Genomic DNA, 13,171 nt, shown 5'->3' with positions numbered 1-13,171 from the left:
CGGTATGTCCGCTAGCGTGTAGGATATTAAGAATAATTATGAGTTCATTGGAACAAACTCCCACGTAAGCACCACCCAAGAGATGGCAAGCATCGCAGTAGAAATACTGCATTGCTTTGAAATAGATCCGCCAACAGAGGGTGGAGCTTTCGCTGGATAGCGATTGCCTTATAAATAAAAGTGTCAACCGAAGTAAGCATTACGCGCGCCACACAGAGTAGTAAATAAGTTATCGGTACATCGGAATGGGCAATGCTGAGTTGTGCTGAATAGAACAACAGGGCGATCAATGATGTGAATGCCTGGCATGTAAAGGATGAGTTGACCCTTAACGCTTTAACAACGGCGCCTTGAAAAGGTTGCGTCGGCAAACCTTGGTAATCGCTAATCATGATCAATGACTCAATTGGTAATTTCGGACATTCAACTCCTTTGTTTGACTCGACAGCTTCCTGGCGTTCGGCGCCAGACCAGATCAAACCGGCGGGGGCTGCCGGACTTGACGACGTCTCAAACACCATCAAGGACAACGTTCGCGAGTACATGGTGAACGGCTTGAATACTGGCAACTTGCGGCCTGAGGTCCAACAACTGCTCGATGCGGTATTATTTCCCGGCAAACAAGGTTTACCAAAGGTTGAAGTGAGCCGTTTGAAGGCAGAGGGCAATGTGGCCAAGGACGCTATCGTTATACAGCGCGTGCCTTCTGAGTCAAAGAAGCCCAATGTGGTGCTGTTAATCCCCCATCAACTTGCGCCGTCCTTTCAAACGTTCAATAGCGTTGCCGAGATGAACACTAGGCTGAAAAAGCTGGCTGACGATCCGGCGCAACTCAATTGGCCGACGCCGGACGCTTCCGACGGCGCCTCACGCAGTAGGCGCAAACGTGAAACCCACGAGCAGCAACACCCCGCCACGGTGGTGGAAATAGTCAATACGCCAGCGAAGGTCGTTGATATTACGCCGCCTCGGATAGAGCCTGGCAAGCCGAATGCCGCAGCGCCGGGTGAAAAAATTGAACAGTCGGCTCAAACCATTGTTGATCTGGCCGATCAGATGGAAGAGCAATATCCTACCCCTGAAAAGGTAGTGGCTGAGCAGGTGCGCAAAGACATCAAGGAATTCACAAAACAAAATGGCCCATCAGAGATTGATATTGACCCCGACAAGGTGTTTATTCAGCACTTCAGTGAAGATGATCCTGACTATAAGAAACACGGATTCCATCCCAAAGGTTATGTGATCGGTGACCGCAAACCGACGAGCGCGCCCAAGTCGTTAACACAGGCAGTCGCGGACAACGATCCTTGGTTGGATGATCGTGTCAGCGGAGGGCAAACCGTTATCTTTTCGGGGGATCCGAACAATCCGAAGTACAGCCCTGATAAAAAAATCGATATAGATCCTGCTTTACTGCCCTCAATTGCACGTAATCGAGATATCGCAAAACTGTACGGAGCGGCGCAGCAAAAGTTCTGGAAGGAAAACATGGGGACTATGCAGGCGTTACACGAAAAAAATTATATGTTCCGTGCCGGGCTCGACGCAGCGAACGGTAAGCTGTCGAAAGAAGGTTTGGCGATGGTGGTTGAAGCGGCAGAGTTCGATACCCCCGGAAAGTCCGACTCGGAGCATGTAGAACGCTCGATGTTGGAAATCAATAATTATCGAGCCACTGACATTGCCGTGCTGAAGCACAAGCAAACCGGTCGGATCGTGGTGTATATGCCCGGCGATGGGCAATCGTTCTTTGAATTCAAGGACGAGGCCGCGATGCGTCAGTGGATCCATGACGTGGCAAAGAGTGAGGAGGGGCGTGCAGAGTTGGAGCGGCACTTTACCGATTACCATCTTCGCGATGGGCCTATCAAAAAAGGCGTCAGCAGTACATTAAAGAATATCGGTGAAAACACTAAGAACTATCTTCCCGGCGTAGTGGGCTATGGTCGACCTGACAGCCGTATCGAAGGAAATATGTTCGAAAACCTGACCAAACTCCAGGCATGGGATGCGGTATCGGACGGTGACGAAAGGATCAAGTCGAACCGTAAGATTCTTATATCTCGTGTATCCCACATAGCGGGGGCGGTGGGGGTGATTATCCCGCCTGCGGTGTTTTTGACGGCGCCCACTCAGATCGTGATTGGTGCATGGCAGGCCAACAATGGACACACTGAGGCAGAGCGCAAGGCAGGTCTTGTTGATGCCGGTTTTGCCGTAGGTGACGCTGCGCTGTCGGTCTTACCAACAAAATGGGTGGGGAAACTGCTAAAGCCTGTGGTTAAAAGAGGCTCAAGATTAATCAAGGGACTCGGCAACACTAAGGGCCGTTATTCACTTGGGCGCCGCGCACCAAAAGCGTATGAGCGGCAGGGTGTTGAAGGCACCTACACGCCTAAACCAAATGGCAAGGAACCCATCACGGTAACCGCTCCGGTACCTAAAGAGAAACCCATTGCCTATCCCGGTATGACAGGGAAGGTGCCGGTCGAAGAAATAACTGCCCAGAAGGGAAAATTGATCAAATTGGGCGGTACCATGGACAGCCTCACAACAGTCGACGATGGTCTCTTTACCTTTGTGGACCTCAATAAGAAAGAATCGAAAGTACGACTGAATATCCTGGCGCATGGAGAAGATCCAGGCGGTTTGTCATTGCGCACTAACACCAAAACGCCTGCCAGGATTGTCTACAACGGCAAGCCGCACACGCCACAAGAATTGCTGGATGCATTAAGGGCCAAAGGGATCAACCCGAGCGATTACGACAACGTGCGGTTACTGATGTGTTACTCCGGCAATGGCGAAAATGCATCCTTTGCTGCTGAGTTCAGTAGGCTTATTGGCAAGCCTGTCAAAGGCTATGAGGGTACCCTGTCTGCCTATATGAGCCCCGAGAAGATCAACGGACTAAAAGGCGTGGCGAAGCACCACATTGCAGAAGCCCTGGGCGGTGAGGTTGAGCTGCTCCCCGTAGAGCGTCGAGCGGTGGACCACGTCAGTACGCAACTTGTGACGGGTAAGTTAGCCAGCGAAAAGTTTAGAGCTGCAAAGAAAAATCCACATTACAACCCGATCAAGGCGTGGACGTTCACTTATCGGCCCGTGACCTTCACTCCGGCGCGTTGAGAAATAAGTAAGACGAATCAACAGAGTGCTGTAGTGAGCGGGCTTGCCCCGCGCGGCGGCATGTCAGGCGCCTCTTGTACGTCTGACACACCGCGGCGCGGGGCAAGCCCGCTCACTACAGTTAGTGGGTGCCTTGAAAGATGATGTTTTCGGGGTTGAAATGCTCTACCGAGCTGCCCGGTTGTGGCAGGCCGAGGATGTGGCCCTTGATCTTGCCGACCACGTGCATTTCGCAGGGCTTGCAGTCGAACTTGAGGGTCAGCACTTCATCACCGTGAATCAACTGCATCGGCGCGACCTTGGTCTTCACCCCGGTCACGCCCTTGGCCTGTTTAGGACACAGGTTGAACGAGAACCGCAGGCAATGCTTGGTGATCATCACTGGCACTTCGCCCGTTTCTTCGTGGGCTTCAAAGGCCGCGTCGATCAGCTTCACGCCATGACGGTGGTAGAAGTCACGCGCTTTCTGGTTGTAGACGTTGGCCAGGAACGACAAATGCGCTTCCGGGTACACCGGTGGCGGTGTGGTCTCGGCTTTGCGCCCGCCACGGGGGTGAGCGGCCACGCGGGCAGCTGTCAGCGCTTCGATCACTTCGCGGCGCAAGGCCTTGAGCTGCGAGTTGGGAATGAAGAATGCCTGCGGTGCATCCAGCTGGATGTTCGTGGCGTGGTATTCGGTAGTGCCCAACTGGCCGAGCAAGTCACGCAGTGTGTCCAGCGCCTGTTCCGGTTTGTTGGCCACGCCAAACGGGCCGGGCAGGGTGACGCTGGCGCTGATGCCTTCTTCGCTGGTGGCGGTCACTTCCAGCTGTTCTTCACGCAGACGAGCAGCCCAGGTCAGCCCGATGCGGCGTTCGGATGAGGTCTTGAGCAGCGCCTGTTGCCAATTGTGGTCCAGGTTGCGGTTCAGCGGGTGGTTCGGGCGCAACTGGTGCAGGCCAGTCGGCATTTCGTTCGGCTCGACGCGGTAGCGATAGCGCTTCTCACCGTCTTCCTCGAACTCACCTTTAGGCTCGGCGATGTTGGCGCGGAACCCCACCACTTCGCGCTTGATCAGCACGTTGAGGCCATCGCCATTGGACAGCGGCTCATGGGTGACCACTTGCAGGTCACGCTTGCCGGCTTTTTCCACCATACCTACCGGCAAGCCGGTGAAGGTCGGGGTGTCGAAGGCGCCGATGTCGACCTTGCGGTCGGTGACGAAATAGTCGGTGCTGCCACGGTGGAAGGTTTTTTCCGGGTCGGGCAGGAAGAAGTGCGCGGTACGGCCGCTGGACGCGCGGGCCAGGTCCGGGCGGTCTTCGAGCACGTCATCGAGGCGCTGGCGGTAGTAGGCGGTGATGTTCTTCACATAGCCCATGTCCTTGTAGCGGCCTTCGATCTTGAACGAGCGCACACCGGCTTCCACCAGGGCGCGAATGTTGGCGCTCTGGTTGTTGTCTTTCATCGACAACAGGTGTTTTTCGAAGGCCACGACACGGCCCTGGTCATCTTTCAAGGTGTATGGCAGGCGGCAAGCCTGGGAGCAGTCGCCACGGTTGGCGCTGCGGCCATTCTGCGCGTGGGAGATGTTGCACTGCCCGGAGAACGCCACACACAGCGCGCCGTGGATGAAGAACTCGATGGCGGCATCGGTCTCGTCGGCGATGGCGCGGATTTCCTGCAGGTTCAGCTCACGGGCCAAGACCAGTTGGGAAAAACCGGCCTGGTCGAGGAACTTGGCGCGGCCCAGGGTGCGGATGTCCGTCTGGGTGCTGGCGTGCAGCTCGATGGGCGGAATATCCAGCTCCATCACGCCCATGTCCTGCACGATCAAGGCGTCAACGCCGGCGTCGTAAAGCTGATGGATCAGCTTGCGCGCCGGTTCCAGTTCGTTGTCATACAAGATGGTGTTGATGGTGGTGAATACGCGCGCGTGGTAACGGCGGGCGAACTCGACCAGCCCGGCGATATCGCTGACGTCGTTGCAGGCGTTATGGCGCGCGCCGAAACTTGGGCCGCCGATGTAGATGGCGTCGGCGCCATGCAGGATAGCCTCCCGCGCGATGGCGACATCGCGGGCAGGGCTGAGCAATTCAAGGTGATGCTTGGGCAAGGACATAGTTTTTTTAGTCAGGCTTGTCACGGTTGAGGCGCGCATTGTAGCCGTGAAATGCCTGGGCAGCATCTACCGCAGGGCTGTCGGACCTCAGCGAAGTGGGTCAGGCGCTATCTGTACTGGCTGTGCCGCCGCCCTCGCAGGCAAGCCAGCTCCCACAGGGGATTGGCGTCAGGCCTTGGCCGCCATCGCGGTAACTTCCACGCGCATGCCTTGTACCGCCAAGGCGGCGACGCCTACGGCGGCGCGAACCGGCCATGGTTTGGCGAAAAATCGCTTGTAGACTTCGTTGAACGCGGCGCGATCGGCCATGTCGGTGAGGTAGATGGTCAGGTGCATCACCCGGTCCATGGAGCTGCCGGCTTTTTCCAAGGCGACTTTCAGGGCTTGCAGGGTGCATTCGCTTTGCAGGGTGATATCGCCCAGTTCCAGGCTGCCATCGGCGCGGGTTGGCACCTGGGTGGAGACCAGGATGCCGTTGAAACCGATCACGTCGGAAGAAATCGAGTCGGCATCAGGATCGGGCGTGAAGGACAGGTCGTGGTTGGCCATGGGGTTCTCTTGGCAGGAAAAAGGGCCGTCAGTTTAACCCCTTGGCTCAGCGCAGGTCACTGCGCAGCTCGCGCACGCCGCGGCCCAGACGCTGGCGCAACAGGGTGCGCAAGGTGGAGCCGTCGGCATAACCGACCTCACTGGCAATGGCCTCGATGTCCATGTCGCCGCCGTGCAACAGCGATTGTGCACGTTCCACACGCAGGTCCTGGAAGTACGACAGCGGTGACTTGCCCAGCACGTCTTCGCAGCGCCGTTGCAGCGTGCGGCGACTGGTGGCCAGGGCCGAGGCGGCTTCCTGTAGCGAGAAACCCTGCTTGAGGCGCTCCCGTGACCAGCGCTCGAAGCGCAGGATCAATGGATCAGCCTGGGCCAGGTGGTTGGGAATAATGTACGGCGCCTGCAAGGTGCGAATATCCGCCAGCAGGTAGCGCGACACCACATTCGACAATTCCGGGCTGGCCTGGCGGATCAGCCACAGCGCCAGGTCCAGGTGGCCCATGGCTGCGCCTGCGGTGACGCCCACATCGGTCTGCACTAGCATGCGTGATTCATCCAGTTTCACGTGGGGATAGCGCTGGCGAAACAGCGGGGCCAGCCACCAGGTGGTGGTGGCTTGGCGATGGTCTAGCAGGCCGGTTTCGGCGAAGAAAAACGTGCCCACGCATGACGCGGCGATCTGCGCGCCCTGGGCATGCCATTTCAACAGCTGCGCCTTGGCGTCTCGCACATCCGCCCGCGCCAGTGCGGGCACCAGCAGCTCAGGGCTGGCGGTGGCCGGCGCGGGCAGGACGACCCAGTCGGGTTTCTGCTGTTCATTGATCGGTTGGGTCGGAATGAGCAGGCCGTGGCGGGTGCGGACCTTCTTGCGGACCCCGACCAGGGACACCTCGAACACCGGCCCGGTGGGCGAAAGCGTGTTGGCTAGCGAGAAGGCATCTAGGAACACCGAGAGCCCGGTGTCGAACAAGCCTTCCAAGGCAAGGATGGATAAGCGCATGGCGTAAATGGTCTCAAAGTTGGCATTTAGGACGATACTGCATCGCTCTCACGACTGCCATATTGGCGACTCCAAACCTCACCGGAGCAACACTATGAAAGTCATGGCCATCGTCTCGATCCCCCAGCCACTGAGCCCCGAGCAGCAGGCGCGGATCATGCCCAAGGAAGTCCCCGCCACCCTGCAGTTGTACCTGGACGGCAAGATCGAGCAATTCTGGTTTCGGCATGACGTGCTGGGCGTGATCTTCCTGCTGGAAGTGCAGAGCATCGAAGAGGCCAAAACCCTGGTAGAAGGCTTGCCCCTGGGCGATGAGGGCCTGAGCCAGTGCGAGTTCATCCCCGTCGGCCCGCTGGCGCCGCTCGGCTTGCTGTTGCAAGGCCGCTGACCGGCAGGCGCCGTCGGTAGTCGACGGCGCCTGTTGTTTCACACCCAGCGTCGGAACAGCACGCTGGCATTTACCCCGCCAAACCCGAAGCCATTGGACAGCGCGTACTCGATCGGCAACTGTCGCGCTTCGCCGCGTACCATGTCCAACCCGTCGGCCAGTGCGTCCGGGTTTTCCAGGTTCAGCGTCATCGGGGCCACCTGGTCACGCAGGGCCAGCACGGTAAAGATCGCCTCGATCCCGCCCGCAGCGCCCAACAAGTGGCCGGTGGCGGATTTGGTCGAGCTGATCGCCGGGCTGCCTTGAGCACCGAACACTGTCTTGATCGCTGCCAGTTCGCCCTTGTCACCCACGGGCGTGGAGGTGGCGTGGGCGTTCAGGTACTGCACTTGCGCAGGTTCGATGCCGGCCTGACGCAGCGCTTGGGTCATTGCCCGACGCGCACCGTCACCGTCTTCCGGGCCGGCGGTCATGTGATACGCATCGGCACTGGTGCCGTAACCCACCAACTCGGCAATCGGCTGGGCACCACGGGCCAGGGCGTGTTCCAGTGCTTCGATCACCAGGATGCCGGCGCCTTCGCCCATCACGAAGCCGTCGCGGGCCTGGTCAAACGGGCGTGAGGCGCACTCTGGGCTGTCGTTGAAGTCGCTGGACAGCGCCCGCGCCGCCGCGAAACCGGCCAGGCTAACCCGGTGGATCGCCGCTTCGGCACCGCCACACACGGCCACATCCACCTCGCCGGCACGGATCATCCGCGCAGCGTCACCGATGGCTTGCACGCCCGCCGCACAGGCGGTCACAGGCGCGCCCAACGGGCCTTTGAGACCGTAGTTGATCGACACATGCCCGGCCGCCATGTTGCTCAGGAACGACGGAATGGTAAACGGCGACAGACGACGCGGGCCCTTGCTGTCGGTGGTGCGCACCGCATCGGCAATCGCCGGGAAGCCGCCCACGCCCGAGGCAATGATGGTGGCGGTGCGTTCCTGTTCCTCGGCAGTCTTCGGCGCCCAGCCGGCTTGCTTCAACGCCTCATCCGCCGCCGCCAGGGCGAACAGAATGAAACGGTCCATCTTGCGTTGCTCCTTGGCGGCCAACAGTCGATCCGGGTCAAAACCGGCTTGGGGATCCTGCTCCACGCTCTGCACCTGGCCGCCGATGCTGACGGCCAAATCGCCGATCAATTCTTCCGGCAGGCGACGAATGCCCGATTGTCCGTTCAACAGGCGTTGCCAGGTGGATTCAACACTGGCACCCAACGGCGTCAGTGCGCCCATGCCTGTCACCACGATACGTTTACTCATGATCAATCGACTCCGGTTGCGTTGAGGGTACAGACCCTATGGACGTCACTATCATCATGAAAGTAACATGGCGTCACACAAGTTTGTACTCGCACACAGGAACGCCGATGCAACGCAAATCCCTTGTCAGTGAAGAATGCCCGATCGCTCGCAGCCTTGAACGGGTAGGGGAGTGGTGGAGCATGTTGATCATGCGCGATGCGTTGCATGGCTTGCGGCGTTTTGATGAGTTCTCGCGCAGCCTGGGCATCGCGCCGAACATGTTGACGCGTCGTCTGAATGGCTTGGTGGAGGCGGGCATGCTGGAGCGTCGGGCCTACAGCGAGCGGCCACCGCGTTATGAATACGTGCCCACCGCCAGGGGTGAGGACTTCGGCATGGTGCTGATGTCGCTGGTGGCGTGGGGCAATCGGCATTTTGCCGAGGAGGGCAGGAGTGTCGAGGTGGTGCAACGCGAGACCGGCAAGCCGGTGCAGCCGACAATGGCCACCGCTGAAGGCGTTCTGGTGCCGCTGGAGCAGTGCGTGGTGCAAGCCGGTCCAGCCGCCAGCGCAGGCATGCGCCAACGGCTGGGCCCGGTGTGATTACAGCAGGGTGAACGGATAGTCGACGATCAGGCGCAGCTCATTGAGCTTGCCGTCACGCTGATCGGCGTTGGATGAAACCATCGCATCGCGCACGCGCAGCGACAGGTTTTTCGCCGGGCCGCTTTGCAGCACGTACTTGGCTTCCACATCGGTCTCGTGGTGGTCGCCGTCGGCACCGTAGTCGCCCACGTAGGCGCTGTTGGCCGGGGTGTGGGTGCCGTTGATGTCGGTACCGTTGACGTAGCGGGTCATGAAGCTCAGGCCCGGCACGCCGTAGCTCGCCATGTTCAGGTCATAGCGGATGCCCCAGGACTGTTCGCCCGGGCCGTTAAAGTCACCCCACTGGATCGAGTTGGCCAAGAACACCGAATCGCCGCCTTCGCCGGCGCCGTTGTTGCCGGTGCCGATGTAGTCGAAAGGCGTGTCGCCGTGCACTTTCTGGAACGACAGCGTCAGGGTGTGCGCCTGCAGGAACGAATAGGCCGCCGCCAACGAATAGGTGGTGTTGTTGATCGCACCGGCCTTGGCGCTGCCGGTGTCGAGGGTGCGGTACAGGTTGCCGTCCAGTGCCAGCGACTGGTCATGACCCAGCGGCAACACATAGTTGAGGTTGGTGTAGTACTGGCGCCAGATATCTTCCAGCTCACCGGCGTACACCGTCGCACTCAGGGACGGCGTGAAGGTGTATTTGCCGCCGACAAAACTCGCACTGTTGGCCGCGACGTTGGCGTAGGTGGCGTAGATGTCGTGCTCATGGTCACTGGTCATGCCGCTGTTGGTGCTGGTGAAGTGGCCGGCTTCCAGGTCCAGGCCGGCGATTTCGCTGCTGGTCAGGTCAAAACCGGTGGCGGTCTGCGGCAGGATCCGCGTGCCCCCGGTGGCGAAGACCGGTGCGGTGGGTTGCATGTCACCGAACTTGAGCTGGGTCTTGGAGATCTTGATCTTCACCGCGGCACCCACTGAGCCGTAGCCATCCTTCGGGTCACCATTGCGGTCGGTGGGCAATTCGCCGGTGCCGGCATCGGCGTGGGTGGCGTCCAGTTTCATCGCGCCATAGGCATAGGCATCCACGCCGAAGCCGATGGTGCCTTGGGTGAAGCCCGAGGCGTAGTTGAGCATTGCGCCCTGGGTCCAGTCGCGGTTGTCGGCCTTGCCACTTTGCCGATCGCGGTCAAAGTAGTAGTTGCGCAACAGCCCGGTGATGCTGCTGCCGTCGATGAACCCCTTGGAATCGGCCTGGTCGCTGACTGACTCGGCGAAGGCCGCTTGGCTGATACTGGCACACACGGCCAGTGTTAACAGGCTCCACTGTTTGATCATGTTCTTTACTTCCCCGGAATAATTAACGCGCGCACAGAAACACCGCACTTTATTTGGACAATGCATAAGGTTTTATGGGCAGGGTTCGAAGTGAGGCGTTGCCGTTTTTATTGTGTTCGGCATGAGTGCCGAAGCTGATTCTAAGCACAGACTGCGCGGCCTGCAGCCCTGCGGATGATTAAACTCGATTAATTAAACTTCACTATGTTTAATCGGTCGCAGGTGTAGCGTTGAACGGGTCTTAGCCGCTCTGCTTCGACAAAAACCTTTGGTTTGCCGCCGCAGGCTCTGCGGCGGATTTTTTAGGCTTAGTTAAACTGACTTATATAAATATTCATCTATAACCGTTAATCGGATGATGGCAGGATGATTGCGCCGATCATTCTGTCTGTGTAACAAGACTGTTGCACTTAACCCTCAATAATCCCGTCTCCCACGCCGTACCAGGAGATAGGTGATGCAGGTTAATCCGGTCGATAGCAAACCCGCCGCAGGCGATAACGCGAACTGGAACAAAGCGGTGTCCAGGGCGGTAGACAATCAGCCGGACGACAACCGTCTCGGTCCCGATACAAAGCGCCCCCAGGGTGACTTCCGCAGCGCCCAACAGATCATCGATGACAACCCGCTGCTCAAGAACCTCGGCAACCAAAGCGGTGTGAAAGACGAGCTGCGCGAGCGCGTGGGGGACTTTGAACATGACCCGGACGCGGCCTACCGCGCCAGCCGCGTGCTGGAGCACATCGAGAAACTCGACGAAAACGGCAAGCCCACCGTCAAGCGGGCAGAACTCAATGACGCCGGCAACGGCAAGATCGACGGCTTCACCAAAGGCGGCGATGCGCGCCACGGCACCGAGGCCGGGCGCCTGCAGGACTTCGGTAAATACGGCTGGGACACCCTCAAGGGCGAGTTGCCGATCACCAAGCCCAAGACGCCACCCAAGGGGGACGCGCCCTCCAATCACTTGCCCTTGCCGGGCGAAGGTCGCCCGGTGGGCGACACCCGCAGCGCCCAGCAGATCATCGACGACAACCCGCTGCTCAAGAATCTCGGCAACCAGAGTGGTGTGAAGGACAAGCTGCGCGAGCGTGTCGGTGATTTTGAACACGACCCCGATGCCGCCTGGCGTGCCGCGCAAGTGCTCAACTATGTCGAGAACTACGACGAGACCGGCAAGCACATCGACGGCGGCGATGTGGGCAACGGCAGGATCGACGGCTTCACCAAGGACGGCGAAGCCCGTCACGGTACCGAGGCCGGGCGCCTGCAGGACTTTGGCAAGTACGGCTATGACAACCTCAAGGGCCTGGACGGCAACAGCGCCGACGAGCAGATCAAGGACCTCAACGCCAAGGCCACCGAAGACGCCGTCAAGGCCGCTGGGGGCGATGCTTCCAAAGTCGGCGCCGATTACTTCACCACGGGCAACACCAACGCCAGTGGGGCTGACAAGACGGCAGCGATCATCGAACTGTCCACCGGCCTGGCCAACTACAAGGCCGGCGCCGACGCGTTTGCGCACCAGGGCCCGGATGGCGCCAATGAGTGGTCCGGCGAAGGCAAGTCGCCGGGCCAGCAGCGCGAAGACTTCATCAACGATGTACAAAGCCGAATCGACACGCTCAGCAAGGACCCGGACGTCCAGCAGTTCCTCAACACCCAAGGCACCGAGCAGTTGCAGAAAATGGTCGCTGCCGACCCGGCATTGAAAGCCGAAATGGAGCGCCGCCTGGAAGCGTCATCCAGCACCGACGCCCTGGAAAATGCGTTCGCCCCCAAAGGCGTGAGCACCACCGACGCGCTGTCGAGCTTTATCAAATACCCCGACTTCTACGCCCAGGCGTTGGGCAAGCAGCCGGACTACAAGAAAGCCTTTGAGAATGCCCCGCAGGCGATCAAGGACAGGGTCAAGGCTGACTACGCCAACATCACCTCCGGCAAAGAGATGAACGACCTGATCGCCAGCGGCGTGCCGGCGGACAAGGCGGTGATCCAGTCCGGCGTGAACAAGGCGATCTTCGACGCCGTACTCGATGACAAGACCGTGCAGGCGGGCACCTCAAGCTTCAATGACGCGGCCGCCAAAATGGGCCGCGAGGACTTGCTCAAAGGCCAGTCCATCGATGACTTCTACCGTGGCCTGGGCGTGACCGGCGCCAATGACCCGCGCCTCGAGCAGGTGATCAACGACAACATCGCGGCTTTCACCCCGCCCGGGGAAGCACCGCCTAAAACCGCCGATATCATCAGTGGCATTCGTGCGGTGGAAGACGCCATGCGCGGCGGCGCCAAGTTCGACGACGCCATCAAGAAGGTCCAGAGCACCTGGGGCGGCAAGCTGCCGGCCGGGGTCAGCGCGACCTACAAGGCCGGGGTGATGCATGGGGTTTCCGGCGTGTTGCTGGCCGGCGCCATCGGCACGCGGATCGCCAGCGGCAAGGGCGGCAGCACCGCGCAAACAGTGGGCCAGTCGTTCCAGGCGGCGGGCTTGTTCATGGAAGGCGGCGCCAAGTTCGTCCAGGATCAGTTCGATCGCACCAAGCAGGGCACCTACAAGTTTGATGCGCCCAAGTTCGTGAAAGACGTGGAGAACGTCGGCAAGAGCCTGGGCGGTGTCGCGGGCAACGTGCTGGGGTTGGTTACCGGGGCGATTTCGGCGAAGAACTCGGCGCAAAGCGGTGACAAGGTGGCGGCAGGTTTCCAGGGCACGTTTGCCGGTCTCAATGGGTTGTCGGCTGTGGCCGGCGCGGTAGAAGTGGCCACCTATGTGGTGCCGCGCATCACCAC

General features: G+C 59.6%; 8 protein-coding genes and 1 pseudogene. 4 read left to right on the top strand and 5 right to left on the bottom strand.

All coding sequences use genetic code 11. The features are described from left to right. Nucleotides 1-390: 390 nt before the first annotated feature. Nucleotides 391-3,129 (top strand): dermonecrotic toxin domain-containing protein, encoded by a 2,739-nt coding sequence (locus HX803_RS13455; RefSeq protein WP_178921191.1) that lies wholly within the window; start codon nt 391-393, stop codon nt 3,127-3,129. A 121-nt stretch (nt 3,130-3,250) separates the two neighbouring features. On the opposite strand, the gene HX803_RS13450 is transcribed toward HX803_RS13455, so the two are convergent. From HX803_RS13450 to HX803_RS13440, 3 genes are all read right to left on the bottom strand, one after another. Then, nucleotides 3,251-5,230: a U32 family peptidase gene (locus tag HX803_RS13450; protein WP_178921189.1), complete on the bottom strand. Its 1,980-nt coding sequence runs from the start codon at nt 5,228-5,230 to the stop codon at nt 3,251-3,253. A 168-nt stretch (nt 5,231-5,398) separates the two neighbouring features. Then, nucleotides 5,399-5,779 carry a RidA family protein gene (locus HX803_RS13445; protein WP_178921187.1) on the bottom strand — a complete coding sequence of 127 codons (381 nt, stop codon included), beginning with the start codon at nt 5,777-5,779 and terminating at the stop codon, nt 5,399-5,401. Between the two features lie 46 nt (nt 5,780-5,825). After that, a complete protein-coding gene (locus HX803_RS13440; RefSeq protein ID WP_178921185.1) occupies nt 5,826-6,779 on the bottom strand; it encodes a GlxA family transcriptional regulator in 954 nt (317 codons plus the stop codon). A 94-nt stretch (nt 6,780-6,873) separates the two neighbouring features. Here HX803_RS13440 and HX803_RS13435 point away from each other — a divergent pair, with 94 nt between their 5' ends. Then, on the top strand, nt 6,874-7,167 hold the full coding sequence (locus HX803_RS13435; protein ID WP_178921183.1) for a hypothetical protein: 294 nt from the start codon (nt 6,874-6,876) through the stop codon (nt 7,165-7,167). A 38-nt stretch (nt 7,168-7,205) separates the two neighbouring features. Here HX803_RS13435 and fabF read toward each other — a convergent pair whose 3' ends face one another. Further along, on the bottom strand, nt 7,206-8,474 hold the full coding sequence (fabF, locus tag HX803_RS13430; RefSeq protein ID WP_178921181.1) for a beta-ketoacyl-ACP synthase II: 1,269 nt from the start codon (nt 8,472-8,474) through the stop codon (nt 7,206-7,208). Between the two features lie 107 nt (nt 8,475-8,581). Here fabF and HX803_RS13425 point away from each other — a divergent pair, with 107 nt between their 5' ends. Next, nucleotides 8,582-9,058 (top strand): helix-turn-helix domain-containing protein, encoded by a 477-nt coding sequence (locus HX803_RS13425; RefSeq protein ID WP_178921179.1) that lies wholly within the window; start codon nt 8,582-8,584, stop codon nt 9,056-9,058. Here the strand turns inward: HX803_RS13425 and HX803_RS13420 are convergent, their stop codons facing one another. After that, the gene (locus HX803_RS13420; RefSeq protein WP_178921177.1) at nt 9,059-10,381 is read right to left on the bottom strand and encodes an OprD family porin; all 1,323 of its coding nucleotides are present in this window, start codon (nt 10,379-10,381) and stop codon (nt 9,059-9,061) included. It lies immediately after the preceding gene. Between the two features lie 457 nt (nt 10,382-10,838). Here HX803_RS13420 and HX803_RS13415 point away from each other — a divergent pair. Beyond that, a pseudogene (locus HX803_RS13415) lies at nt 10,839-13,171 on the top strand (hypothetical protein); the annotation flags it as partial.

Source organism: Pseudomonas sp. P7548, from assembly GCF_013386585.1.
Taxonomy (GTDB): Bacteria; Pseudomonadota; Gammaproteobacteria; order Pseudomonadales; family Pseudomonadaceae; genus Aquipseudomonas.
Note: the sequence above shows the minus strand (reverse complement) of the source record. Positions and strands in the feature narration are given on the sequence as shown.

Excerpts from the sequence above, each read along its gene's own strand:
- HX803_RS13445 (WP_178921187.1), bottom strand. The coding sequence starts at position 5,779 with ATGGCCAACCACGACCTGTCCTTCACGCCCGATCCTGATGCCGACTCG.
- fabF (WP_178921181.1), bottom strand. The coding sequence starts at position 8,474 with ATGAGTAAACGTATCGTGGTGACAGGCATGGGCGCACTGACGCCGTTG.
- HX803_RS13440 (WP_178921185.1), bottom strand. The coding sequence starts at position 6,779 with ATGCGCTTATCCATCCTTGCCTTGGAAGGCTTGTTCGACACCGGGCTC.
- HX803_RS13435 (WP_178921183.1), top strand. The coding sequence starts at position 6,874 with ATGAAAGTCATGGCCATCGTCTCGATCCCCCAGCCACTGAGCCCCGAG.
- HX803_RS13450 (WP_178921189.1), bottom strand. The coding sequence starts at position 5,230 with ATGTCCTTGCCCAAGCATCACCTTGAATTGCTCAGCCCTGCCCGCGAT.
- HX803_RS13425 (WP_178921179.1), top strand. The coding sequence starts at position 8,582 with ATGCAACGCAAATCCCTTGTCAGTGAAGAATGCCCGATCGCTCGCAGC.
- HX803_RS13455 (WP_178921191.1), top strand. The coding sequence starts at position 391 with ATGATCAATGACTCAATTGGTAATTTCGGACATTCAACTCCTTTGTTT.
- HX803_RS13420 (WP_178921177.1), bottom strand. The coding sequence starts at position 10,381 with ATGATCAAACAGTGGAGCCTGTTAACACTGGCCGTGTGTGCCAGTATC.